Annotated in this window: 22 protein-coding genes and 1 other RNA gene; 11 read left to right on the top strand and 12 right to left on the bottom strand. The window is 51.2% G+C overall.

The genetic code is table 11. The features are described 5' to 3' along the window. Nucleotides 1-160: 160 nt before the first annotated feature. On the bottom strand, nucleotides 161-808 hold the full coding sequence (acrR, locus tag J8X26_RS00650) for a multidrug efflux transporter transcriptional repressor AcrR (RefSeq protein ID WP_208949945.1): 648 nt from the start codon (nucleotides 806-808) through the stop codon (nucleotides 161-163). A gap of 141 nt (nucleotides 809-949) precedes the next feature. Between acrR and J8X26_RS00645 the strand changes: the two genes are divergently transcribed. The 4 genes from J8X26_RS00645 (at nucleotide 950) to ykgO (ending at nucleotide 5,830) form a co-directional block, all read left to right on the top strand. Next, nucleotides 950-2,125: an efflux RND transporter periplasmic adaptor subunit gene (locus J8X26_RS00645; protein ID WP_152327894.1), complete on the top strand. Its 1,176-nt coding sequence runs from the start codon at nucleotides 950-952 to the stop codon at nucleotides 2,123-2,125. A gap of 16 nt (nucleotides 2,126-2,141) precedes the next feature. Continuing rightward, nucleotides 2,142-5,294, top strand: a complete 3,153-nt coding sequence (gene acrB / locus J8X26_RS00640) for a multidrug efflux RND transporter permease subunit AcrB (protein WP_208949898.1) — start codon at nucleotides 2,142-2,144, stop codon at nucleotides 5,292-5,294. 120 nt (nucleotides 5,295-5,414) lie between these two features. Continuing rightward, the gene (locus tag J8X26_RS00635; protein ID WP_101075513.1) at nucleotides 5,415-5,669 is read left to right on the top strand and encodes a type B 50S ribosomal protein L31; all 255 of its coding nucleotides are present in this window, start codon (nucleotides 5,415-5,417) and stop codon (nucleotides 5,667-5,669) included. Between the two features lie 20 nt (nucleotides 5,670-5,689). Continuing rightward, on the top strand, nucleotides 5,690-5,830 hold the full coding sequence (gene ykgO / locus J8X26_RS00630) for a type B 50S ribosomal protein L36 (protein WP_095924976.1): 141 nt from the start codon (nucleotides 5,690-5,692) through the stop codon (nucleotides 5,828-5,830). 120 nt (nucleotides 5,831-5,950) lie between these two features. On the opposite strand, the gene J8X26_RS00625 is transcribed toward ykgO, so the two are convergent. From J8X26_RS00625 to J8X26_RS00615, 3 genes are read right to left on the bottom strand one after another with little or no spacing between them, the layout of a single operon-like run. Further along, nucleotides 5,951-6,829, bottom strand: coding sequence for a metal ABC transporter substrate-binding protein (locus tag J8X26_RS00625; RefSeq protein ID WP_208949944.1), 879 nt, complete (start codon nucleotides 6,827-6,829; stop codon nucleotides 5,951-5,953). 25 nt (nucleotides 6,830-6,854) lie between these two features. Further along, the gene (locus tag J8X26_RS00620) at nucleotides 6,855-7,712 is read right to left on the bottom strand and encodes a metal ABC transporter permease (RefSeq protein WP_208949897.1); all 858 of its coding nucleotides are present in this window, start codon (nucleotides 7,710-7,712) and stop codon (nucleotides 6,855-6,857) included. Next, nucleotides 7,709-8,437 (bottom strand): metal ABC transporter ATP-binding protein, encoded by a 729-nt coding sequence (locus J8X26_RS00615; protein ID WP_208949896.1) that lies wholly within the window; start codon nucleotides 8,435-8,437, stop codon nucleotides 7,709-7,711. The genes J8X26_RS00620 and J8X26_RS00615 overlap by 4 nt, the downstream gene beginning before the upstream one ends. 384 nt (nucleotides 8,438-8,821) lie before the next feature. On the opposite strand from J8X26_RS00615, the gene J8X26_RS00610 reads away from it, so the two are divergent. The 3 genes from J8X26_RS00610 (at nucleotide 8,822) to J8X26_RS00600 (ending at nucleotide 10,024) form a co-directional block, all read left to right on the top strand. Further along, nucleotides 8,822-9,175, top strand: coding sequence for a hypothetical protein (locus J8X26_RS00610; protein WP_165059318.1), 354 nt, complete (start codon nucleotides 8,822-8,824; stop codon nucleotides 9,173-9,175). 231 nt (nucleotides 9,176-9,406) lie between these two features. Beyond that, a complete protein-coding gene (tomB, locus tag J8X26_RS00605) occupies nucleotides 9,407-9,775 on the top strand; it encodes an Hha toxicity modulator TomB (protein WP_104923047.1) in 369 nt (122 codons plus the stop codon). 45 nt (nucleotides 9,776-9,820) lie between these two features. Continuing rightward, nucleotides 9,821-10,024, top strand: coding sequence for an HHA domain-containing protein (locus J8X26_RS00600; protein WP_013576617.1), 204 nt, complete (start codon nucleotides 9,821-9,823; stop codon nucleotides 10,022-10,024). 83 nt (nucleotides 10,025-10,107) lie between these two features. Here J8X26_RS00600 and J8X26_RS00595 read toward each other — a convergent pair whose 3' ends face one another. After that, a complete protein-coding gene (locus J8X26_RS00595; protein ID WP_152327888.1) occupies nucleotides 10,108-11,055 on the bottom strand; it encodes a LysR family transcriptional regulator in 948 nt (315 codons plus the stop codon). A gap of 139 nt (nucleotides 11,056-11,194) precedes the next feature. Between J8X26_RS00595 and J8X26_RS00590 the strand changes: the two genes are divergently transcribed. Then, complete coding sequence (locus J8X26_RS00590; RefSeq protein WP_208949895.1) at nucleotides 11,195-12,982, top strand: adenine deaminase; 1,788 nt, start codon at nucleotides 11,195-11,197, stop codon at nucleotides 12,980-12,982. Nucleotides 12,983-13,055: 73 nt separating this feature from the next. Further along, entirely contained in the window at nucleotides 13,056-14,405 is a 1,350-nt protein-coding gene (locus J8X26_RS00585) for an NCS2 family permease (protein WP_208949894.1), read from the top strand. A 128-nt stretch (nucleotides 14,406-14,533) separates the two neighbouring features. On the opposite strand, the gene ffs is transcribed toward J8X26_RS00585, so the two are convergent. Continuing rightward, nucleotides 14,534-14,630: signal recognition particle sRNA small type (gene ffs, locus J8X26_RS00580), an RNA gene on the bottom strand. A 194-nt stretch (nucleotides 14,631-14,824) separates the two neighbouring features. Between ffs and J8X26_RS00575 the strand changes: the two genes are divergently transcribed. After that, nucleotides 14,825-15,133, top strand: coding sequence for an MGMT family protein (locus J8X26_RS00575; protein ID WP_101075504.1), 309 nt, complete (start codon nucleotides 14,825-14,827; stop codon nucleotides 15,131-15,133). A gap of 60 nt (nucleotides 15,134-15,193) precedes the next feature. Here the strand turns inward: J8X26_RS00575 and J8X26_RS00570 are convergent, their stop codons facing one another. After that, on the bottom strand, nucleotides 15,194-15,772 hold the full coding sequence (locus J8X26_RS00570; RefSeq protein WP_208949893.1) for a YbaY family lipoprotein: 579 nt from the start codon (nucleotides 15,770-15,772) through the stop codon (nucleotides 15,194-15,196). A 245-nt stretch (nucleotides 15,773-16,017) separates the two neighbouring features. Here J8X26_RS00570 and tesB point away from each other — a divergent pair, with 245 nt between their 5' ends. Continuing rightward, nucleotides 16,018-16,884, top strand: coding sequence for an acyl-CoA thioesterase II (gene tesB / locus J8X26_RS00565; RefSeq protein WP_165059308.1), 867 nt, complete (start codon nucleotides 16,018-16,020; stop codon nucleotides 16,882-16,884). A gap of 128 nt (nucleotides 16,885-17,012) precedes the next feature. Here tesB and amtB read toward each other — a convergent pair whose 3' ends face one another. From amtB to J8X26_RS00540, 5 genes are all read right to left on the bottom strand, one after another. After that, nucleotides 17,013-18,302 (bottom strand): ammonium transporter AmtB, encoded by a 1,290-nt coding sequence (amtB, locus tag J8X26_RS00560; protein ID WP_101075501.1) that lies wholly within the window; start codon nucleotides 18,300-18,302, stop codon nucleotides 17,013-17,015. An 85-nt stretch (nucleotides 18,303-18,387) separates the two neighbouring features. Further along, nucleotides 18,388-18,726, bottom strand: coding sequence for a P-II family nitrogen regulator (glnK, locus tag J8X26_RS00555; protein ID WP_009639071.1), 339 nt, complete (start codon nucleotides 18,724-18,726; stop codon nucleotides 18,388-18,390). Nucleotides 18,727-19,068: 342 nt separating this feature from the next. After that, nucleotides 19,069-20,868: a SmdB family multidrug efflux ABC transporter permease/ATP-binding protein gene (locus tag J8X26_RS00550; RefSeq protein WP_152327883.1), complete on the bottom strand. Its 1,800-nt coding sequence runs from the start codon at nucleotides 20,866-20,868 to the stop codon at nucleotides 19,069-19,071. Further along, nucleotides 20,861-22,633 carry a SmdA family multidrug ABC transporter permease/ATP-binding protein gene (locus tag J8X26_RS00545; protein WP_152327882.1) on the bottom strand — a complete coding sequence of 591 codons (1,773 nt, stop codon included), beginning with the start codon at nucleotides 22,631-22,633 and terminating at the stop codon, nucleotides 20,861-20,863. The genes J8X26_RS00550 and J8X26_RS00545 overlap by 8 nt, the downstream gene beginning before the upstream one ends. Before the next feature lie 135 nt (nucleotides 22,634-22,768). Then, nucleotides 22,769-23,224 carry an Lrp/AsnC family transcriptional regulator gene (locus tag J8X26_RS00540; protein ID WP_104923057.1) on the bottom strand — a complete coding sequence of 152 codons (456 nt, stop codon included), beginning with the start codon at nucleotides 23,222-23,224 and terminating at the stop codon, nucleotides 22,769-22,771. Nucleotides 23,225-23,315 lie beyond the last annotated feature (91 nt).

Genomic DNA, 23,315 nt, shown 5'->3' with positions numbered 1-23,315 from the left:
AGCTTCAACTCATTTGCCGAATGAATAATATAAGGATGACAATAGCAGCGTTCGACTTTAAAGGAAGGAGAAAAGCGTTTCTGAATACAACATCAGAAAGTGAAATTTTTGGGCTGAGGTGTCAATAAAGATTGCAGACTTATTAATTGCGAGAAAACGATTACACGGTTTTAGGCGGGATAACCAGGAAAGAGGAGTGGCGCAGCATGTCGAGATAAGTGTCCACAAACCGCTCAGCATTACTTTGTAAATCAAAGCTTTCGGGGATAAATAACCAGTTCTCCATCAGCCCGGTCAGGTAAGCCCGCAAAATAACGGCGGCCTGACGGGTATCCAGTGTGGCAGGTAATTGTTTTTCTTTAATACATCTCTCAAGAATACGTTCAATTTTACCGTATCCTTCCATATAGAGGGATTTTCTGGCTTCATGAACGGACGTCATCTCCCCAACAAATTCACATTTATGGAATATAATTTCCATCAATGCTTTACGCTGAGGATCAGTGACCGTGGCGACCAGAATGTAAATCAGGATTTCACGCAAAATACGCAGTGGATTATTCGGAAACTTTGTCTGATACTCTAGTTCGAGTACTTTAATCTGGGACTCATAGGCCTCCCAAATCGCGTTAAACAGTTCCACTTTGTTCCTGAAATGCCAATAAATTGCGCCCCGTGTCACACCGGCTGCATTCGCAATATCAGTCAGTGATGTCGACGATACCCCTCGGGCAGAAAACTCACGCACAGCCGCATCCAGTATGTGTTGCCTGGTCTCCAGCGCCTGTGATTTGGTTTTTCGTGCCATAGGATTATCTTTCAGGGGAGTTTGATTTACATACATTCTTGAATGTATGTAACATAGCATGCACATACTAAGAGCGCAGCAATGGATTTTAAGTCTTGTGATCCATTGGACAATTTGAAATCGGACACTTGAGGTTTATTTATGAACAAAAACAGAGGGTTAACGCCTCTGGCGGTAGTTCTGATGCTATCCGGAAGTTTAGCACTTACAGGATGTAACGATAAAGACGCCCAAAAAGGTGCGCCGCAAGCCCCTCAGGTAGGCGTCGTTACACTGAAAACAGAACCGCTTAATGTGACTACCGAACTTCCTGGCCGTACTGCTTCTTTCCGTATTGCTGAAGTGCGTCCGCAGGTTGGCGGCATTATTCTGAAACGAAACTTCGTTGAAGGCAGCGAAATTAAAGCCGGGACCTCTTTATATCAAATTGATCCAGCCACTTATCAGGCCGCGTATGACAGCGCTAAAGGCGATCTGGTAAAAGCGCAGGCTAATGCGCAAATTTCTCGTCTTACCGTGACCCGTTACAAACCTCTGCTCGGCACTAACTACATCAGTAAGCAAGATTACGATACTGCTGTAGCGACCGCAGCGCAGGCCGATGCGGCTGTTGTGACAGCCAAAGCGGCTGTTGAAACGGCGCGTATCAATCTGGCTTACACCAAAGTGACCTCCCCTATCAGCGGACGTATTGGTATTTCCTCTGTGACCGAAGGCGCGCTGGTCTCTACCGGCCAGACAACCGCAATGGCGACCGTGCAGCAACTGGATCCTATCTATGTTGACGTGACCCAGTCGAGCAATGACTTCCTGCGTCTGAAACAGGAACTGGCTGATGGTTCCCTGAAACAGGTGGACGGTAAAGCACAGGTCAAGCTGCTGTTGGATAACGGTAAAGAATATACGCAGGCGGGTACATTAGAATTCTCTGATGTGACGGTTGATGAAACGACGGGCTCCATTACGTTGCGTGCCATTTTCCCTAACCCACAAGGTTCGTTGCTGCCGGGCATGTTCGTGCGCGCACGTCTTGATGAAGGGGTAAACAACAACGCTCTGCTGGTTCCTCAGCAAGGTATCACCCGTAACCCACGCGGTGATGCGACAGCGATGGTGGTAGGTGCTGACAATAAAGTTGAACTTCGCACAGTCACCACAACGCAGGCAATCGGCGACAAATGGGTCGTGACCGATGGCCTGAAAAGTGGCGATAAAGTTATCGTGACAGGTCTGCAAAAAATTAAGCCAGGCGTACCGGTTACTGCACAGGAAGTTGATCAAAACGCAGCAGCACCCGCTACAGCGACGAAGTCTTAATAGGAGCCGGTAATTCATGGCTAAGTTTTTTATAGATCGTCCCATCTTTGCATGGGTGATCGCCATCATCATCATGTTGGCGGGGGCACTGGCAATTCTTAAATTGCCTATTGCACAGTATCCAACCGTTGCGCCACCGGCTATCCAGCTGACCGCAACTTACCCGGGTGCGGATGCGCAGACGGTACAGGATACGGTCACGCAGGTTATCGAACAGAACATGAACGGTATCGACAACATGATGTACATGTCGTCGACCAGTGACTCTTCTGGTACGGTTCAGATCACCCTGACCTTTGCTTCTGGTACCGACGCGGATATCGCGCAGGTTCAGGTACAGAACAAACTGCAGTTGGCAACGCCGTTGCTGCCGCAGGAAGTTCAGCAACAGGGTATCTCCGTTGAGAAATCGAGCAGCAGCTTCCTGATGGTAGCGGGCTTTATCTCCAACAACGGTACGATGACCCAGGATGACATCGCCGACTACGTCGGTTCGAACATCAAAGACCCGGTCAGCCGTACCGCCGGTGTGGGTGACGTTCAGCTGTTTGGTGCCCAGTACGCGATGCGTATCTGGATGGATCCGAACAAGCTGAATAACTTCCAGCTGACGCCGGTTGATGTCATCAACGCAATCAAAATTCAGAACAACCAGATTGCCGCAGGCCAGCTCGGTGGTACACCACCGGTTCCGGGCCAACAGCTGAACTCCTCTATCGTGGCGCAGACTCGTCTGAAGTCCGCTGATGAGTTCGGTAAAATCATTCTGAAAGTGAATCAGGATGGCTCTCAGGTACGTTTGAAAGATGTGGCAAAAATTGAACTCGGTGGTGAAAACTACGATGTTATTGCCCGCTTCAACGGACAACCTGCTTCTGGTTTAGGGATCAAACTGGCGACCGGCGCTAACGCCCTTGATACAGCAGCATCGGTCAAGGCAACGCTGGCTAAGCTTCAGCCATTCTTCCCGGCTGGTCTGGAAGTCGTTTACCCGTACGATACAACGCCGTTCGTTAAAATCTCGATCAAGGAAGTGGGTAAAACACTGTTCGAAGCTATCGTTCTGGTGTTCCTCGTCATGTTCCTGTTCCTGCAAAACTTCCGCGCAACGCTGATCCCAACCATCGCGGTTCCGGTCGTATTGCTCGGTACGTTTGCGATTCTGGCAGCATTCGGATACTCGATAAACACGCTGACGATGTTCGGGATGGTGCTTGCGATAGGCTTGCTCGTCGATGATGCCATCGTGGTGGTAGAAAACGTCGAGCGCGTGATGGTCGAAGACGGCCTGCCGCCAAAAGAAGCCACCAAGAAATCCATGGAGCAAATCCAGGGTGCTCTGGTCGGTATCGCGATGGTGCTGTCCGCAGTATTCATCCCGATGGCCTTCTTCGGCGGTTCTACCGGTGTTATCTACCGTCAGTTCTCCATCACTATCGTTTCGGCCATGGTGTTGTCTGTTCTGGTGGCGATGATCCTGACGCCAGCGCTGTGTGCGACCATGCTTAAGCCGGTTGCCAAAGGCGAGCATCACGAGAAGAAAGGCTTCTTCGGCTGGTTTAACAAGAAATTTGAGCAAAGCACGCACCACTACACCGACAGCGTAGGCAACATTCTGCGCAGCACCGGTCGTAATCTGGTGATTTATCTGCTGATCGTTGTCGGCATGGCGTTCCTGTTTATTCGCCTGCCAACCTCCTTCCTGCCGGAAGAAGACCAGGGCGTATTCCTGACCATGGCGCAGTTGCCAGCAGGTGCGACGCAGGAACGTACGCAGAAAGTGCTCGATGAAGTCAGCAATTACTACCTGACCAAAGAAAAGGCCAACGTAAACTCCGTGTTTACCGTTAACGGCTTTGGCTTTGCAGGTCGTGGTCAGAACACCGGTATCGCGTTCGTCAGTCTGAAAGACTGGTCTGAACGTGGCGGAGCTGAGAACAAGGTTCCTGCGATTGCAGGCCGTGCAATGGGCGCTTTCAGTACCATCAAAGATGCGCTGGTGTTCCCGTTCAACTTACCGGCAATTGTTGAGTTAGGTACGGCAACAGGCTTCGACTTCCAGCTGATTGACCAGGCTAACCTTGGGCATGACAAACTGACCCAGGCACGTAACCAGTTGCTGGGCATGGTTGCTCAACATCCTGACTTACTGACTCAGGTTCGTCCAAACGGTCTGGAAGATACACCACAGTTCAAAATCGAAATTGATCAGGAAAAAGCAACGGCTCTTGGCGTTTCAATTTCCGACATCAACACCACATTAGGTGCATCGATTGGTGGTAGCTACGTCAACGACTTCATCGACCGTGGTCGTGTGAAGAAGGTGTACGTACAAGCTGAAAACAAATATCGCATGCTGCCTTCCGATATTAATAATCTGTATGTCCGTGGCAGCGCAGGCCAGATGGTACCGTTCTCCGCGTTCTCGAGCGCGAAATGGGAATACGGTTCACCGCGTCTGGAACGTTATAATGGTCTGCCTTCGATGGAAATCCTGGGTCAGCCAGCACCGGGTAAAAGTAGTGGTGATGCGATGGCAATGATGGAGTCTCTGGCTTCTAAACTGCCAAACGGTATCGGCTTTGACTGGACTGGTTTGTCTTATCAGGAACGTCTGTCAGGTAACCAGGCTCCGGCACTGTACGCCATCTCACTGATTGTCGTCTTCCTGTGTCTGGCGGCGTTGTATGAAAGCTGGTCTATACCGTTCTCGGTTATGCTGGTAGTGCCGCTCGGTGTGGTCGGTGCGCTTCTGGCCGCGACAATGCGTGGCCTGAGCAACGACGTTTACTTCCAGGTAGGTCTGTTGACCACCATCGGGTTGTCCGCGAAGAACGCCATATTGATTGTCGAATTCGCCAAAGACCTGATGGATAAAGAAGGTAAAGGTCTCATCGAATCAACTCTGGAGGCGGTTCGTATGCGTCTGCGTCCGATTCTGATGACCTCACTGGCCTTTATCCTCGGTGTAATGCCGCTGGTTATCAGTTCCGGTGCAGGTTCCGGTTCTCAGAACGCCGTAGGTACCGGCGTAATGGGCGGGATGATCACTGCAACACTGCTGGCGATTTTCTTTGTTCCGGTCTTCTTCGTGGTGGTTCGCCGCCGCTTTGGTAAGAAGAACGAAGACATCGAACATACCCACAAAGTAGAGCATCCGACGCTGTAAGAGGATACGCTCCATAGAAAAGGCCGCATATGCGGCCTTTTTTTTCGCCTGAGTCTTGAACCGGAAAACAGATGGGTGCATACTTATTGTTATAGTATAACAATAACATTTCGAGGCATTATGAAACCCGCTATACATCCTGCGTATCGCACCGTGGTTTTTCACGACACCAGCGCAGACGAATACTTCAAAGTCGGTTCAACCATTTCTACTGACCGGACCATTGAACTGGAAGGCGCAACCTATCCGTATGTGACTATCGAAGTCTCTTCAGCGTCACATCCGTATTACACCGGCAAGCAGAAAGAATATTCCAAAGAAGGCAGCACCGCGCGCTTCAATCAGCGCTTTGGCAGCTTCCTCGGTAAGAAATAAACCACTCCAGGGAAAATGAAATGCAGGTTCTCAGTTCATTACGTTCAGCTAAAAACCGACATCCGGATTGCCGCGTAGTCCGTCGTAAAGGCCGGATTTATGTGATTTGTAAAAGTAATCCACGCTTCAAAGCGGTACAGGGTAAAAAGAAGAAACGTTAATATTTTCTGCTGGCCCGTTTACCCATAAAACAAAAGCCCCGCCGCTTGCCCGACGGGGCTTTTTCTATGATTAAGACATGATGTAAACCTCCCCACAGTATGACCGTGAGGAGGGAAATCTTATTTCATGCTGGCGACAATCGTCTCAACGTTATGCTTGAACGCTTTCACATAAGTCGTTGCCGGACCTTGCGGGCCTGACAATGCTTCCGGATACAACTCTCCACCCGGTTGCGCCCCGCTGGCAGCAGCAATCTGCTTCACCAGACGTGGATCGGTTTGGTTCTCGATGAAGTAAGTTTTCACTTTCTCTTCTTTAATCTGCTTAATCAGTGAAGCCACACCACTGGCGCTGGCTTCCGCTTCGGTAGAAAAACCGACCGGAGCCATAAAGCTGACGTGATATTCCTGACCGAAATAACCAAATGCGTCATGACTGGTCAGCACTTTACGTTTTGACTGAGGGATACCGGTGAATTCCGTTTTCGCCCAGGCATCCAGCTTTTGTAACTGCTCAATGTAAGCCGTGCCGCGCTGGCGGAAATAATCCGTATCTTCCGGATCGGCTTTGATCAGCGCATTCATCACATTGGTCGCGTAAATCACGCCGTTCGCCATGCTGTTCCAGGCATGAGGATCGGTGATTTGCTTACCGTCTTCTTCCATCTTGCGGGAATTAACACCTTCAGATGCCGTTACCAGATGGCCTTTATAACCGGAAGCTTTCACCAGTCGATCAATCCACCCTTCCAGCCCCAAACCACTGACAAACACGACGTCAGACGCATTGATGGCTTTGCTGTCTTTCGGTGAAGGTTCAAAACTGTGCGGATCACCATCCGGCCCGACTAACGTCGTTACCTTAACGTGTTCGCCCCCGACTTCCTGAACGATGTCACCCAGAATAGAAAAACTGGCTACCGCGTCTACGGTTTTCGCCATTGCCAGCGGGCTCGACAGCAGGGCAGCTACTGCGAGTGATACAGGTAATACTTTCATCATGTCCCCTTAATAGTGGTACTTCTTAACAACGCGAGGCCGTTAACATCCCGCCGCGCTTTCCAAATAAAACTGAAATAAAGAAAATAACGGTCGCGCTCAGCACAATCGCCGGTCCCGCCGGCAATGATGCATAATAAGACCAGATCAGCCCTACCACGCTGGCGATGACACCAATGATCATGGCGCTCAGTAAGGTGTGCGGTAAATCCCGTGCCCAGAAACGTGCGCTGGCCGCAGGCAGCATCATTAAACCGACTGACATCAGCGTGCCGAGGATCTGGAAACCGGCAACCAGATTGATGACGACCAACGCCAGAAAAATACCGTGGATCGCCGCCAGCCATTTCCCGGCGCTGACACGAAGAAATAAGGCGTCGAAAGATTCAATCACCAGCGCGCGATAAATACAGGCCAGCACCAGCAATGACAGACTGGTGATAATGCCGACCATAATCATGGCGGAAGAATCGATGGCCAGAATAGAACCGAACAAAACGTGCAGAAGGTCGACGCTCGAGCCGCGTAGCGAAACCAGAGTGACGCCGAGCGCCAGCGAGCCGAGATAAAATCCGGCAAAACTGGCGTCTTCTTTAAGCTGCGTTCTGCGGCTCACCAGCCCGGATAACATGGCAACCGCCAGCCCTGCGATAAACCCGCCAATCCCCATTGCGACCAGCGACATGCCTGAAATCAGAAAACCGATAGCGGCACCGGGCAATACCGCGTGCGAAAGTGCATCGCCGACCAGACTCATACGACGTAATAACAGGAAAACGCCCAACGGCGTGGCGCTGATTGATAATGCGATACAGGCGATTAAGGCGCGGCGCATAAAGCCGAATTCAATAAAGGGATCGGCCAGCAAATGAAAAAGCATCATGAATTTGCGACTCCCGCCGCCAGAGAGAAAGGTTCTGCCGAGACGCAGGCATGCGCCTGATGAGGGAAATGTCCGAGAACGTCGTGCGCACTTCCCCACAGATTTTGGCTTGCGCTGAGATAAAGCACATGGGGAAAATGCAGGGCAACCATCGAGATGTCGTGTAAAACTGCGATCACGGTTTTACCTTCCTGATGCCACTGCGCAATGACTTTCAGCAGCAGTTCAGTCGTCTGGCTGTCGATGCCGGTAAACGGTTCATCGAGCATAATTAACGGCGCCTGCTGAACCAGCAAACGCGCGAACAACGTGCGCTGCAACTGTCCGCCGGAAAGCGAACCCACAGGAAGCTGTGACATTTCTGTCATGCCGACAGTATCTAACGCCTTTGCCACCGCCGCCGCAGACTGGCGGTTAATTCCGCCAAACAAACCGCTTTGCGGCCAGCAGCCCATAGCGACCAGATCAAAGACGCTGATAGGAAATCCGCGATCCAGTTCGGCCTGCTGCGGTAAATACGCCAGCCGCGGACGCTTGCCACTGGTAAACGTAATATCGCCCGCCACAGACTGTTGCAGACCTGCGAGTGTTTTCAGAAACGTCGATTTCCCTGCACCGTTCGCGCCGATAATGGCCGTCAGTGAACCACTTCGAAACTGCCCGTTCAACGGCATGGCAACCGCATGCCGGTCATAACCGACTTCGACATTATTAACAAAAATCATGGTAGTGAAATCGCCCAAAAAATCGCAGCCCATAAAACAACGAGCACAGCCAGTACCGCAACGCAGCGTACCGGCGAAGAAAGCGTAAAGAGTGTTTTAGTCATGGCTCCTCCATTCGTTACAATATAACATCACAAACCAAACTGCAGAGCAATACGTGAACTGTTTCAGTTTTTTACCGGCTGGAGGATTTCAGCCGGTGCCCTGGCACCGAACTGCGGGCAAAAATGTCAGAAAAGGGTAAAAATTGATGTGCTGATGATAATTTTCATGAGAATCAGAAAGTTATAAAATTTCTGTCAGGTTTTTTTTTTCACTGGTCAAAACACATCCTGTTAAAAATGTGCAATAATGAAAAGGTAAGTGAGTAAGAGGTAATTACTGTTGAAGAAAATCATCCCTTACGATATTAATGAGAAAATTCTATCTCCTCAGGTACTGCAACAGATAATTGAATGCACTTTATCTGAAATTGAAGCACCGTTAATTGGGGATTTACGTTATTTCTCAGAAAATGCGCAGTATGAACCGAGTTCTTTGCAAATCGTGTCAATAACACAAATTGACAAAAACTATTATTCAATGACTTACCGTTTCCGCTGGACAGTCTTCAATGGCTGCCTGGACATTAATGCCGAAGAGTTCATGACGCAAAGTGTCACATTCCATGTAAAACCTGAGGGTTTGGAGTTTGATATAATTGAATTGAACAAAGGAACGACGGCCGACGAATTGTAAGTTTGAGTAATACGTTTGCACAGCTTTCTGAAAATGAATTATATTTAAATTACTGGCTGTATATAAATTGAGTAAACCTCCGTTCAAAGACATTGTCCTATGTAAGGGTCTTTGAAATTTTAGTAAGTTCATAGCGTTTGTAGTGAGAGCCGTTTTCTGTAAGCCACCAAGTTTTGTTGTTTACTCACAGAGTGTTATCAACACCGAATAAACCATTACGGAGGGGATGATATGGATGAGTACTCGCCTAAGCGGCACGATATCGCTCAGTTACGCTACCTGAATGAAATGTTGTACGATGAAGGAATTGCGACACTGGGTGACAGTCACCATGGCTGGGTCAACGACCCGACTTCGGCTGTAAACCTGCAGCTCAATGAACTGATTGAACACATTGCGTCTTTCGTGATGAGTTTTAAAATTAAGTATCCGGACGATACCCATTTAAGTGACCTGGTTGAAGAGTATCTGGATGATACCTACACCCTGTTCAGTAATTATGGAATTAACGATTCTGACTTGCGCCAATGGCAGAAAACCAAGAAGCGACTATTCAGAATGTTCTCAGGGGACTACATCTGTACCCTGATGAAGACTTGAGTAATAATTTATATGCAGTCATCAGATAAAAATGAAAAGGCGAAGATGAACAAAATCGACTATTTGATGCGTTTAAGAAAATGCACCACTATTGATACACTTGAACGTGTTATTGAAAAAAATAAGTACGAACTTTCCGACGATGAACTCGAATTGTTTTACTCGGCGGCAGATCATCGTTTAGCGGAGCTGACGATGAACAAGCTTTACGATAAAATCCCGGTATCCGTTTGGAAGTTTGTACGTTGATCGATAAAGTTGGGTCGAAATAACTTTCGGCCCAACGCTTATTATTTATACAAAATAACGTTAGCGTTATTTAACAATTTCTTTCAGATAATTCTCTCTGCGTTCTGTTTGATCTGGTTGTGAAATGTCTGCAAAAGAAACTGAAAACATTGTTCAGTTTTCGGCGATCTCAATGGCGCGGGTTTACGCATCATCGCTACCGTGCGGCTTAATGTCGGCTGTTGCAAATGAATCACCGTTAATTCGTCATCATTAAGCGTTGCCGTATATAACTCTGGTAATATTGCCACCGCCAGTCGCGAACGCACTAAACCATACAGTGTTTCCTGAAAATCCACACGATAACCCACACGCAAATTCAGACGATGGCTTTCAATAAGCGATGTCACCAGCCTGCTCACATTCCCCTTTGAAAACATAGCAATATCCCTTTTTGCCAGTTGTCGCCATGGAATATTATGCCCTTCTGCCAGTGCATCATCGCACCGCATCACTGCCACAAAAGGATCCTCAAGCAGAGGATAAATCGCAACAGAACCCGGCACAGTACTGTCGGTTGCGCCGATACCAAAATCCACGGAACCGTTATCAAGTTCCAGTAATAAAGCATCGTTTGTCAGGTCGTGAAATTCCACACGCATGTCAGGGAAATATTCGGATAATAATTGCGGCACAGCAGGAAATAACAATGTACTGACCGAAGGCACAAGCCCGATACGCAAAGTCCCGTCTCCCCCCTCCCGCATAATTTGCTGCATATCATCGAATACGCCATGCGCTGTATTCAATAAGCGCTCTGCATATGGCAAAACAGCTTCGCCCTGCTCTGTCAGGCTCACGCCCTGCGCAGTCCGGTGCAACAACTTTCCGCCCAGCACCGATTCAATTTGCCGCAGAGCACTGCTCAGCGCGGGCTGACTAATTGCCAGTCGGTTCGCCGTTTCTGTAAAACTGCGCAACTGCGCGAGCGTGACAAAATACTGGATTTGCTTGAGCGAGAGTGCAGGCAACCGGCGCCAGGGTTCAGACATATATGCAGCCATTCCGCGAAAAATAGAAAACGTTTGCTCAGCATAACCGCATCTTATACACGGATAAAATAATTCATCTGTGCAAAGCCGTTTCCTCTGCCTACATTAGCCCGATAACACTGCAAATCCGGATTCTGAAATGCCCGATAACATCACTTCTGCTTCCCTGCGCCAGCGGGCTGTGAGCGCTGCGTTAGGGAAAATTCCTTTCGACCGTCTTCTGATAAACGCAAAAATCATCGATATGGTGACGGGAGAAATTCGTGAAGCCGACGTCGGGATCACCGGCAATATGATTGCCAGCGTTCATCCGCGCGGAAAATTCGCGCAGGCAAGCAACATTGATGATTTATCAGGGCATTATTTGTCGCCGGGCTTTATCGATACACACGTCCATATTGAAAGCTCACATCTGCCGCCGGAAAAATACGCTGAAATCGTCGTCGCTCAGGGCACCACTACGGTGTTCTGGGATCCGCATGAACTGGCGAATGTGTTGGGCGTGCCGGGCGTTCAGTACGCCGTTCAGGCCAGCCGGAATTTGCCCTTGCGGGTGATTTGCGCAGCGCCTTCCAGCGTGCCGTCAACGCCGGGGCTGGAAATGTCCGGCGCTGATTTCAAAGGTCATGAAATGCAGACCATGCTGAGCTGGCCAGAGGTGGCGGGCGTGGCCGAAGTCATGGACATGTTCGGCGTGCTCAACGGCAGCGAGAGAATGCTTGAGATCCTTGATGCCGGAATTAATAGCGGCAAGCTGATTGAAGGCCACGCGCGCGGTCTGAAGGACGAGCAGCTGCAGGCGTATCTGGCAGCGGGCGTCACTTCCGATCACGAACTGACTTCCGCAGAAGATGCTCTCGAAAAATTACGCGCCGGTCTGACGCTTCAGATCCGTGGCTCGCATCCTTATCTTTTGCCGGATATCGCCGCCGCGTTGCTCGCGCTCCCGCATTTGTCCTCGCAAATTACATTGTGTACCGATGATGTTCCGCCAGACCATTTGCTGGAAAAAGGCGGACTTATCGCACTGATTAAACTTCTGATCTCTTACGGTTTACGCGTGGAAGACGTTTTGCGAATGGCCACGTTCAATGCCGCTATCCGGATGAAACGTTCAGATTTAGGGCTGATCGCCTCAGGCCGTACCGCTGACATTATCGCTTTCGATTCGCTTGAAAATCTGCACCCGGAAGCCGTGTACGTTGCCGGCGTTCGCGTTGCCAGAAACGGCAAACTTCTGTTTACGCCAGCTGCAGCCAGCGGCGTGGTTCCTCCCCGCGATACGATGCAACTTAAGCCGCTCAGCGAAGATGATTTCCGCCTGAAAATACCCGGTCTGAGCAGCGGTAAAGCGCGTCTGCGCAACATCAAAGGCGCCCGGTTTACACAGTGGAGCGAAGTCACGGTCAGCGTGCAGGACGGTACCGTTCAGCTTCCGGAAGGCTTCAGCCTGATTTGGGTTCAGCATCGCCACGGACGGCACGACGCAACGCCAAAAATGGCTCTGCTTGAAGGTTGGGGAGAATTGCGCGGTGCGATTGCTACGTCTTACTCGCACGATTCACACAATCTGGTGGTGATCGGCCGTGAACCTGCCGACATGACGCTGGCGGCAAACCAACTTATCGCCAGCGGCGGCGGCATGGCCCTGAGTCAGCACGGCAAGCTTCTGGCCAAAATTGAGATGCCGATTGCCGGAATGCTCTCCGACTTACCCGCAGAGCAGCTGGCAAAAGAATTTAAGAATCTGCGCGAACTCAGCGCACAGGTCGCTGACTGGGAGCCGCCTTATCGCGTCTTCAAAGCCATCGAAGGCACCTGTCTGGCGTGTAATGCAGGGCCACATTTAACCGACTTAGGCCTGACCGACGGTGGTTTACGTGAAATCGTCGATCCGGTTCTGGAAATCTGGCCGGATAACGTCTGAGTCGTTCTCAGCGCTAAAACACAAAAATGATAGCAAACACAACATTATAAAAAGCATTTCCAGGGGAGTTTGTATGAGTGAAAGTTCGGTAAAAAATGTTGCACCTGCGACTGAAGGCGGCTGGCTGGAACGCCGCTTTCAGTTACGTCAGCGCCAGACCAAAGTCAAAACGGAATGTCTGGCCGGAATAACCGGATTTCTGGCCGCGGCATATCTGCTGGTCGTTATCCCGGGATTGCTGGCGGTGGGCGGAATGGACAAAGGCGCGGCTACCACGGGCGTGATTGTGGTGTTTGTTCTCGGTTCTTTGCTGATGGCCTTTTACGCCAACCTGCCGTTTATGGTCGGCCCGGGGATTGGTGGCTCGGTTCTGGTCGGCATTACGCTGGCTGGCGACGGCGTCACCTGGCCGGTCGCGCTGGGTATCGCCTGCTGGTCTGGGATTTTGTTTTTTATCATGACCGTGTTCGGCCTGCGCGAAATTGTCACCCGCTCGGTTCCGCAGTCGATCAAATTAGGGCTGACGGCGTCCATCGGGATTTTTGTCGCCCTTCTCGGCTTTCGTAATGCCGGGCTGGTGATGGCGAACGCAAAAACATCGGCTCTCGGATTGGGGGATTTTACTGCACCGGGTGCGCTAATTGCCCTGCTTGGATTGCTGGTTGCCATCGGATTACAGGCGAGAAAAGTGCCGGGTGCCATTCTGTGGGCCATTTTGCTGGCGACAGTTGCGGGTATTCCGTTCGGCGTCACGCATCTGCCTGAACACTGGCTTTCCCTGCCACACTCTGTCGCACCGCTTTTCGGTAAAGTTGATCTGGCAGGCGCAATCAATATCGCTTTCCTGCCGTTTCTGTTTATCTTTTTTGCATCTGAATTTTTTTCAACGATGGGCACGACTCTGGCCGTCGGCGGCGAGGCCGGATTGCTGGATGAGCATGGCAACATGAAACACATCAACCGGCCTTTCATGGTGGATTCGATTGCCGCCGCACTGGGGCCGGTTGTCGGCATTCCTGCGGCGACGGCGCTGATTGAATCTTCCGCCGCGGCCGAAGCAGGGGGGAAAACCGGTCTGACAGCGCTGGCCGCAGCGGTCATGTTCCTGCTGATGCTGTTATTCACGCCGGTTGCGCTGATGATCCCCAAGGAAGCCACCGCGCCAGCGCTGATTCTGATCGGCCTGAATATGTTCAGTAACCTGCGAAAAGTTGATCTGGGCAACTTCACCGATGCGTTACCGGTGCTGATGATGGTCATGATCACGCTGATTTCGAACAGCTTCGGCACCGGTATCGCCGGCGGATTACTGTTTTACATCCTCATTAAAATCGTGGCCGGAAAAGGGCGCGAAGTCCCGCTGGGGTTGTATATTCTGGCTGTTCCGCTGGTGTACTACTTCGCCACGCTGGTACATCATTGATTTCATTTCACCTGATAACGGGCGCGAAAATACCTTGCCCGTTGTTTTAAGGCTGACGCAAAATTTATCTCAAAGAGTGAACGGGTTAGCAGAAGAGGTAAAACGGGAGGGCCTGAAATTGGTGGAGGCCCTGCCAGCTACATCCCGGCACACACGACACCTGCCATGGCTGCTTCCTTCCGGACCTGACCGAGTTAACAAGTTAGTGTTGCGGGAGAACCAACAGGGCCCCCATTGTCGTTATTGGCCCCGCGTCTCTGTACAAGAGAATCGAAGCGGTGGGCATTATCTGTGATGACCAGAGCAAAAGCAAGTTAACCGCCGACAACCGTTGTTTTCTTAAACAATACGCCTGAATCAGGCCGGACAGAACCCCGATTTTTACGTCATACTGTCCGGCAAACACTGAGGAGGATGTCATGTCGGAACCCGATAACTTTCGCCAGCGCGTATTTCAGATTATCGCCGCCATCCCAACCGGACAAGTCACCACATACGGTAACGTGGCGCAGCTCGCAGGATCTCCGCGTGCGGCACGTCAGGTCGGCGGCGTACTCAAGAAACTTCCGGAGGGCAGCACCCTTCCCTGGCATCGCGTGATTAACCGCCACGGCGAGATTTCCCTGCAAGGCGAAGATTTTAAACGTCAACGTCAGGCGTTACTGGCTGAAGGGATTGTCTTTAAGAAAGGCAAAGTCGATTTAGAGAAATACGGCTGGAAATGGTAGAACTGCGCCCATAAAAAAGCACCGCCGGAGCGGTGCCTGAGTACGCAGACAGCCTTTACATCAGTACGTTGACTGTGATGGCACTGCGCTGATCGGTGCCTGCGAAGTGCCCAGCCCCGGAGTAGACGGGTTGCTGAGCGGACCTGAAGCATCCGGCTTGGTGGCAACCGGTACGGCGACAACCGGCACAAGTTGCAGGTCGGCACGGGTGCCCTGACCATGGTTAATCACTTCCTTAATGCTGTCGGTGACGAAGGTCATCTGACCATTAACGGTCACCGCTGCGCTCAGGAGGACGCGGGCATTTGGCGCAATTTCCTGCGGGTTATACGGCAGGATAAACGTAAACGGCGCCTGTTTACCCTGGGTTCTTGCGACTTTCTGTGAAATCACGCGTGAAGGCGCATCCGCCAGAGACGCATCAGACAATGTGACGGTCAGAACCGCATCAGGCGGTAAAGCCACTCGCTGATTGATAAACACGCTACCAGACACATTTGGGCCGGTGATCGCAGGTTCGGTCGACGGACTGGCCGCCGTATTAACAGGGGGCTGTTGCGCTGGGTCCTGGTGGTGCGGTGCGCACCCGGCAAGAGTCAGAGACAGCGCGGTTCCACCTACTATCTGCCAAAGTTTCATTGATCGTACTCCCTTTTTATTAGTCGCTTGTCGACAAGCTGTAATAAACGCCGACGATGAATTTAGTGACTTTAACCAGCTTACCTATTAATCATGGCACAAAAATCTGAAGTTTTCCTCCCGACGACAAAACAGGGCTTCTGAGCATCAGGAAGATCCACTATGATTAACAGGTTAGACCTGTGCCGGAGACCGCATTTTTTTCCGCCCGGCATGCATCAGCCGGTAACTTTTATGAGGCCACTATGAGTCAGGCATTAAAAAATCTGCTGGATCTTTTAGATCTGGAAAAAATCGAAGAAGGGCTGTTTCGTGGTCAAAGTGAAGATCTGGGTTTACGTCAGGTCTTTGGTGGTCAGGTTGTCGGTCAGGCGCTGTATGCCGCCAAACAAACCGTACCGGTCGATCGTGGTATTCATTCGTTTCACAGTTACTTTTTGCGCCCGGGCGACAGCAGCAAACCGATTATTTATGACGTTGAAATCCTGCGCGACGGCAACAGTTTCAGCGCCCGTCGGGTGAAAGCCGTACAGCACGGCAAGCCAATTTTTTATATGACGGCTTCTTTCCAGAGTCAGGAAGAAGGTTTTGAGCACCAAAATACGATGCCGGACGTGCCACCGCCGGAATCACTGGTGTCGGAATCCGATATTGCTAAAAATCTGGCGCATCTTATTCCGGAAAAATTCCGCGAAAAATTCATCGGCCATAAGCCAATCGAGATGCGCCCGGTGAAATTCCACAACCCGCTGAAAGGCAGTGTTGAAGAGCCGCACCGGGCCGTGTGGTTCCGCGCGAACGGCGAAATGCCTGACGATCTGCGGATCCACCAGTATTTGCTGGGCTACGCGTCTGATTTCAATTTCCTTCCCACCGCGCTACAACCTCACGGCATTGGCTTCCTGGAGCCGGGAATGCAGGTGGCGACCATCGACCATTCGATGTGGTTTCACCGCCCTTTCCGCATGGACGACTGGCTGCTGTATGCCGTTGAAAGCACCTCAGCTTCCGGCGCCCGCGGTTTTGTGCGCGGCCAGTTCTATACGCGTGAAGGGGTTTTAGTGGCCTCTACGGTGCAGGAAGGCGTGATCCGCCAAAGACCGGTCGAGTAAATCCGCTATTACGCAAAATCAGACATAAAAAAAGGGGCGATAGTGATATCGCCCCTTCTGTTTTTTCATCTTTATTATTTTATACTGCTTAATTAGAGAGTTAGCGCACTACTTTCTCTGAAATCAGCTTACTGGTTGTAAGCATTCTCGCCGTGGCTGTTCACGTCCAGACCTTCACGTTCCTGCTCTTCAGGAACACGCAGACCTACAATCATGTCAGCCACTTTGTAACCGATGAAGGCCACAACGCCAGACCAGACCAGCGTAACGCAGACGCTGAAGAACTGAACCCAGACCTGATGGCCCATGGTGACGCCTTCTGCATAACCCACACCGCCCAGAGAGCTGGAAGTGAATACGCCAGTCAGCAGACAACCTACGATACCGCACACGCCGTGGACACCGAAAACGTCACAGGTATCGTCCACACGCAGCCATTTTTTCAGGGTAACCACACCCCAGAGACCGGTAATGCCACCTACCAGACCGATAATCAGAGCACCGCCCACGCCAACAGTACCGCACGCCGGGGTGATAGCAACCAGACCTGCGATAGCACCGGAGCTTGCGCCCAGCAGAGAAGGCTTACCGCGAACCATCCACTCAACCAGCGTCCAGGACAGGATTGCACCTGCGGTCGCAATAACGGTGTTGAGGAATGCCAGGGCTGCAATGGAGCTCGCCGCGCTTGCCGAACCGGCGTTGAAGCCGAACCAGCCCACGTACAGGATTGAAGCGCCGGTGAAGACCATCGGCAGGTTGTGTGGTTTGAACGCTTCTTTACCAAAGCCTGCGCGTTTGCCCAGCAGATATGCACCCACCAGACCTGCGATAGCAGCGTTGATGTGAACAACCGTACCACCCGCGAAGTCCAGCGCGCCATCAGCCGCCAGGAAGCCGCCCGCCCACACCATGTGAGCCATCGGGATGTAAGAGAAGGTCAGCCAGATCACAGTGAAAATCAGCACCGCAGAGAAACGAACACGTTCAGCGATACCGCCCACAATCAGCGCTACAGTGATGCAGGCGAAAGAGCATTGGAACGCAACGTGAATCATCTGGGAGAAGGTGCCCGTGACTGAATCCAGGCCGATGCCTTTCATCATCACATTGCTGAAGCCGCCGAAGAAGGCGTTACCTTCACTGAATGCGAGGCTGTAGCCATAAAGGATCCACAGAACACAAACCAGCGCGAAGGTCACGATAACCTGAGTCAGCATGGACAGAACGTTCTTAGAACGCAGTAAGCCGCCGTAGAACAATGCCACGCCAGGTACAGTCATAAACAGTACCAAGGCAGTACAGATCATCATAAATGCGTTGTCAGCACCGTTTGCGGCTGCCGGTGCTGCTGCCATGGCAAGCGAAGGCAGCAATGCAACCGCGCCAAGCCCCATCATGGATAAAAGTTTTTTCATTATTAACCCACCCCTGTTTCTCAAAACTGTTTTTTCTAACCTGATTTATATCAAAGCGATTTATATCAGAGATAAAGGCCTGAAATTACAGTGCTGCTTCGTCAGTTTCACCCGTACGGATACGGATGACGCGTTGCAATTCTGCAACGAAAATTTTGCCATCACCGATCTTGCCGGTGTAGGCCGCTTTGCTAATCACGTCGATCACTTCATCGAGCTGATCGTCAGCGATAGCAATGTCGATTTTTACTTTTGGCAGGAAGTTCACGCTGTATTCCGCACCGCGGTACAACTCAGCGTGACCTTTCTGACGGCCGAAACCTTTAACTTCCGTTACGGTCAGCCCCTGAATTCCAACAGCAGACAGTGCTTCACGCACGTCTTCCAGCTTAAAAGGTTTGATCACCACAGTAACCAGCTTCATATTGCCACTCCTCGAATTAAGGGCTTGCCGCGAGAAACCTCGCGCCCGATACGGAATGGTTAAAGCAAAGGGTGTGCCAGAGTTGAAATCACGCAAATATTCATGCGATTCCCGCGTAATACGGCATTTTCAGATTATTAGTGACCCGGCGCACAGTTGTAAGGCCATATTCAGCCTGACCCCATACGCACCATTTAAGTGCCTGTCGCTGCCTTTTAGTGCAGAGAAAGTCAGCGGAACGTTTTGGCTGCATGAATCAGGTGCGTAAGACGCGAAAAGAAGGGATTAAAAGAACAGGAAGAAATGAACTGGCGCAGCAATCAGGCTGCGCCAGCTGAAAGATTATACGTTTTCTGTTGCTGAAATAATCGTACCGGTGGACGCCAGCTCCTGCCCTGCGAGCTGCAACTGATACATCTGATAATAACGGCCTTTTTCTGCCAGAAGCTGAAAATGGTTACCTTGTTCAACCGCCTGACCCCGATGCAATACCAAAATATTATCGGCATCGACAATCGTTGAAAGACGGTGGGCGATCACCACCAGAGTGGTTTGCTGACGGATAGCCCGCAACGCACGCTGAATTGCCTGCTCGGTCCCGGAATCAATATTGGCCGTTGCCTCGTCAAGGATCAGAATCTCAGGCGCCTGCACCAAAACGCGCGCCATCGCCAGCAACTGTTTCTGGCCCACGGAAAGATTATTCCCCTGTTCACCCAGACGCGTATTCAGCCCTTCCGGCATTTCACGCACCAGCGGCGAAAGCTGCACGATGTCCAGCGCGTGCCAGACCTGAGCTTCATCAATATCCCGCCCCAATGTCACATTGGCGAACACCGATTCCGCCAGCACCACCGGATCCTGCTGAACCATTGCGATACCTTTACGCAAGCTGGTATGCGACAGGTCAGCAAGATTGCGTCCGTCCACGCGGATTTCACCTTTATTGAGGGGGTAATATCCCATCAGCAGATTCGCCAGCGTACTTTTGCCACTACCCGTATGCCCGACCAGCGCTACAAACCCGCGCGACGGAACGTGCAGGGAGATATTTTCCAGTACCCATTTGTCGGGCTGATAAGCGAAGCTGACGTCCCTGACTTCAATTTCTCCGCTGGTGAGTAATTTGTCGTCCGGACCGTATTGTTGCTGGGTTCTGTCCATCAAATCGAAAATACGCTCACCGGCAACAACCGCCTGCTGCAAAATAGATTGCTGCGAAGTCAGTTCGATCAGCGGTTCGTTGAGGCGCCCGAGATAGTTAATGAAGGCATACAACACGCCCACACCAATTGAGCCTTCGGCACTGAATCCGAAAAGCAGCAACAAACCGCACAGAATCAGCGATGAAAACAGGCTGAGCAATGGACGCAGCAGAAAACCTTCCAGCCTCAGCGTTTGCATACGCGCCATGTAGTGCGACTGGCTGGCGCGCGTGAGGCGTTCGCCGAATCTTTTCTGCTGACGAAATTGCTGGATGACGTTCATGCCATTAATGACTTCGTTAAACCCGTCATTAATGTCCGCCAGATAAGCGCGCACCTTGCGGACAACCGGCGTGCTGTAGACCTGATACAGCCCCATCACGACAAATACTGCCGGGAAAATGCAAATAGCCACGGAAGCCAGCCGCCAGTCCAGGCTGAACATCGCGATCAACATTGCGCCAATCAGGGCGATGCTGCGCAACACTGTCGACACCACGGTCACGTATAAATCGCGGATCACTTCGGTATCATTGGTCACACGGGAAATAAGCTGCCCGACCGGCTGGGTATCGAACGCACTGAGCGGCTGCCGGAGTGCGGCGTCCATAACATCGGTACGTAAACGCTGGACCACACCTACGGCTGCACGGTTAAACAATAACGCCTGAAAATAGTGCAGGCTTGCGGCAAGAAATTGCAGGAAGATAAAGCAAAGTGCCAGCAAGCTGACTTTCCCCCAGGGCAACTCCCCTTTCGCGACATAATGATCAATAAAGAAACTGATCAGAATAGGCCCGGTCACTTCCGCCGCGGCAGCAACCCACAACATTATGACAGCATAGGAAAGTGGCTTGCTGTAAGGTTTTCCGTATTTGAGAAGTCGTTTAAGCGTTGGCCATAACTTCTGAATTTTATTCGTTTTTGGTTCAGCCACGTTGTTCCGTCTCCATTTCCTGCGGCACGTCGTCCAGCGCAGCTTCAAGCTGCTGATAGCGGAACATATCCCGGTACCAGCCGGGCTGCGCAACAAGCTGATCGTGATCGCCACGTTGCGAAATGCTTCCATGGTTGAAGACCAAAATTTCGCTTGCTTCGGTCAGGGCAGAAAGGCGGTGTGCGCTGATGATCACCGTGCGGTCACTTCCCCACTGCCGTAAGTTATGCAGGATCTGATGTTCCGTGCGACCATCAACTGCCGACAGCGCATCGTCAAGGATCAGGATTTCTGCTTTCATCAGCAACGCACGGGCGATGGAAATACGTTGTTTTTGCCCGCCGGAAAGCATTACGCCGCGCTCACCGACTTCGGTTTCGTATCCCTGGGGCAATCGCAGAATATCGTCATGTACACTGGCAAGCCGCGCCGCTTCTTCAATTTCTTCCTGAGTGGCTTCCGGGCGCCCAAGCGCAATGTTTTGCGCCACCGTGTCGGAGAACAGGAAAGGTGTCTGGCTGACAATCGCCAGACGCGCGCGCCAGTCGTCGAGCTGAATGTCTTTAAGAGATAACCCGTGATAGCGCACGTCCCCTTCTGTGACGTCAAACTGACGTTGGAGTAGAGCCAGAAGCGTACTCTTCCCGGAGCCGGTCGGGCCGCACAGCCCGAGCATTTTGCCCGGCTCCAGGGTGAATTCAACAGAATTCAGTGCAGACTGACTATTTTCAGGATACTGGAATCGGGTTATCTGAGCCTCGAGCATGGCCCGGCCAGCCGGTAACGGTTTTGTTCCGTCTGCCACAGCAGGGGCTTCCTGCAACAAACTGCGGATACGGCTGTAGGCCGCACTTCCGCGTTCAACAATATTAAACATCCAGGCCAGCGCCAGCATCGGCCAGATCATCAGCCCGAGATACATCACAAAGCTGGTTAATTCACCGAGCGTCAGGTGACCGTTGACTACCATCCAGCTCCCGCCGCCAATCGCCAACAGGTTTGCCATGCCGATAGACACATATATGGTCGGATCAAAACGCGCATCAACGCGCGCAACGCGCATGTTTTTAGCGCCGGTATCTGCCGCAACATCGGCAAACTGCGAGGACTGATGATTCTCCAGCCCAAAAGCTTTGATCATCCGGATACTGGTGAGGCTTTCCTGCGCCTGGTCATTCAGTGAGGAGAACGCCGCCTGCGCCGTTTTGAAACGGGAATGCAGCTGGTCGCCATAACGTTTGATGATGATCGCCATCACCGGCATTGGAACCAGAGAAAGTAGTGTCAGTTCCCAGCTAATCTGCGTTGCCATTACAATCAGCACCGCCAGCCCCATGACCAGCGAATCCACCAGCGTCAGAACGCCCTCGCCGGCTGCAAAGACCACGCGGTCAACGTCGTTGGTTGCACGGGCAATTAAATCGCCAGTGCGATGACGCAGATAAAAGGCCGGATGCTGACGGCTGAGCTGCCGGAAGAAATCCTGCCGCAGTTCGACAGCAAGCTGATAGGACGCTCCGAATAACAGCACGCGCCAGACGTATCGCAACAAATACACCACAACAGCCGTGCCCAGCATCAGGCCAAGCCACGCGAAAAGCACACTTGCAGACATTTGTTTTGACGTTACGCCATCAATAATTACGCCAACCAGCTTGGGTGGCAGTAATTGCAGGATGGCAATAATGATCAGCAAGCCAACGGCACCCAGATACCGGCGCCATTCGCGTCGGAAGTACCAGCCTAATTGTGCAAACAATCTCACGCAGCGTTTTCCATACAAATAATAATGATTTTATTGAGTTAAACAGGTTTCAGAAACCCTGTTTTCTCTTCAGGACGACAAGGATACCAGAGTTAACATGCGTTTCTGATGAAACTTTTTACTGCAACTTTTGCATTAAATTGGCAATGCGGTCGTCGATTTTATGCGTTCCATCGCAAAACTTGAGGTCACATCGTTCAGTCCTGGAATGCCGTTCACAAGCCGCTTGTAAAAGTTGTCGTAGCTTTTCATATCTGAAACCTGAACCTGGAGTAAATAATCGTATTCCCCTGCCATCCGGTAAAAACCGAGCACTTCGGGAAAGGCTTCCACCTGCTGTACAAATCGCTGATACCACTCACTGTTGTGATGCTGAGTTTTAATCAAGACAAACGCTGTCAGGCTCAGCCCGAGTTTTTCACCATCCAGCAGGGCCACTTTTCCACAAATAATGCCGTCGTCTTCAAGACGTTTTATCCGTTTCCAGCAAGGCGTGGTGGTGAGATTTACCGCTTCGGCCAGTTCATTCAGAGAAAGCGTGCAATCCTTTTGCAATAACGACAACAGCCTGAGGTCAATTTTATCTACCATAACGCACTCCGGGAGAATATTTTTCTACAATACACGCAGCTCATGGGGTAAAGGGTAACTTATTTCTCTGCCGCTTGCGTTATTCTTAATC

This window comes from Rahnella sp. ChDrAdgB13 (assembly GCF_017655185.1).
GTDB classification, from domain to species: Bacteria; Pseudomonadota; Gammaproteobacteria; order Enterobacterales; family Enterobacteriaceae; genus Rahnella; species Rahnella contaminans.
This window is presented reverse-complemented; position numbering and strand designations above follow the sequence as displayed.